At 46.7% G+C, this 1,864-nt stretch carries 2 protein-coding genes; one reads left to right on the top strand and one right to left on the bottom strand.

What is annotated here, in order from left to right:
- On the top strand, positions 1 to 215 hold a 215-nt coding region (locus ABEV74_RS22665), incomplete at its 5' end, for a hypothetical protein (RefSeq protein ID WP_430149891.1).
- Between the two features lie 362 nt (positions 216 to 577).
- Here ABEV74_RS22665 and ABEV74_RS22670 read toward each other — a convergent pair.
- Positions 578 to 1,138 (bottom strand): cupin domain-containing protein, encoded by a 561-nt coding sequence (locus ABEV74_RS22670; protein WP_430149894.1) that lies wholly within the window; start codon positions 1,136 to 1,138, stop codon positions 578 to 580.
- Between the last annotated feature and the right edge of the window lie 726 nt (positions 1,139 to 1,864).

Here is a 1,864-nt window from a genome sequence, read left to right on the forward strand (position 1 = left end):
TTCGAAATTTAGGATTATTTTCAGATGCAGATTTAATCGCTTCCTGCACGCAAATGAACCCCTACGTTCAGCTCAGGTTCACCTCCGCTCCACGCGAAAAAGCCGACCTCATGCGGTCGGCTTTCTTGGTGGAGGCCGGGGGAGTCGCCCCCCTGTCCGAAGATCACGCCACACGGCTTCTTGCGAGTGCAGCTGCAGTTTCAATGTCGCCCTAAAGCCACCCTGTCACCGACACAGCCTCCATCTCTACTGCCTCGTTTCCTTTTGAATCGCTATGCCATAAAGCAGGAGCTCTACCATTTGAACCAACGCTTGTTCCATTGTGAGCCCATCTCTCCTGCCGTCTTTCCCGTCCAACAGCCGGTACAACCCGCCGATATATACTTGATTCGATCACGGCAATGGTCAGAGCTCATTACTGGTCTAACGTTTAATGCGACTGCAGGGGCCTAGCTATCCAATCTCTTCACAGAGAAGCCGTTTCAGTTTCGGCCATGACATGACGAAGGAGAGCCGCCGATTTCGGTAACTCTCCCCTTTGTTATGCTTTTTCCGTTTAATTTTCACCCACACATCGTCAGTAATGGTGTTCTTCGGCAGCCATGGCATCCGCTTTGGTTTCATGAACCGTTCCATGAGGATGCTGAGGCGGCGCGTAGATCGAGTAAAGCTTAATCGGCCTGTTGCCTATGTTAATCAGATTATGCCATGTTCCGGCGGGAACCACGATCGCATAGCCATCGAAGACCTTTTCTTGAAAGTTCAATTTTTCTTTGCTAGCCCCCATCTGGACAAGACCCTGGCCTTCTTCAATTCGCAGAAATTGATCGAGCGTCGGATGTATTTCTAAACCGATATCTTCACCGACATTGATGCTCATCAAGGTGACCTGCAGATGTCTTCCTGTCCATAAAGCCGTGCGGAAGGTGGTGTTTTGCTTAGCAGCCTTTTCAATATTAATGACAAAAGGGTTCGGCCCGTAATCTTTTAATTTATAGTACGGATTCCAGTTGTTATTCCAATGATTACTGCTCGAATTGTAGTAAGGATTCCCGTAGTAGTTCCAATTATAGCCGTTCCAACTGTAATGGGCCGGATTATACCATTGGTGGTGATGGTATGGCTTGTGGTACAACATTCATTCTCCTCTCTATACTCAATAACCTGAACTTTCTTTGTATCCTATGCGGCCGCCCATTTATAGGTTAACCAAGGCGCCAAAAATGGGCGACGAATCCTGCCGCAAATTGGGTTCGTGTCCCTTGACCCATGCGTTGGCCAGATGATTTTGTATTCACCATATCCACAAAACAAACTGGACACCATGCTTTATTTGTTCTTAACGGGCTGCGTTGAGGAAATGATTCTCGTTTGGAAATTTCATGTAAATAATGCTTGTTAAGATATGGGGTGAATACATTTTATTGTTTTCGCACACTAAGATTTTATCCTGAATTTCGAAAGCCCATAATGGTGGCCAGTTTGTAGCAGGATTAGTGGGCAACAACTGTAATAAACAGGGAAATACCCAGTTGGATTACGCGACGATTCTGAAAAGAGGGTAGTCTTTCCCCCTCCCCATAAGACAGGGCTAAACGGTTTCCATGTTAATTTGTGGTAAACGTCATTCTAAGGCAGCGACTTTGGCGGCGATACGTTGCCAGGCGCAGCGGTTCGCGAAATCTTTAGCCAGTTTCAGAACGACTTGTCGGCTATGCTGAATCATCGTAGCTGCACAGTGGAAAAACTCTAGAAGTCCGGTGAAAAAGTCCGCGTAAGCAGGCCTTTATCACGGGTTTGTCGAATTTATATCGTAACACGATGATCGAAAGAGTGATTGAACATGAAAGCCTATAAGTCATCG

Source organism: Paenibacillus cisolokensis (assembly GCF_050481165.1).
GTDB classification, from domain to species: Bacteria; Bacillota; Bacilli; order Paenibacillales; family Paenibacillaceae; genus Paenibacillus_AH; species Paenibacillus_AH cisolokensis.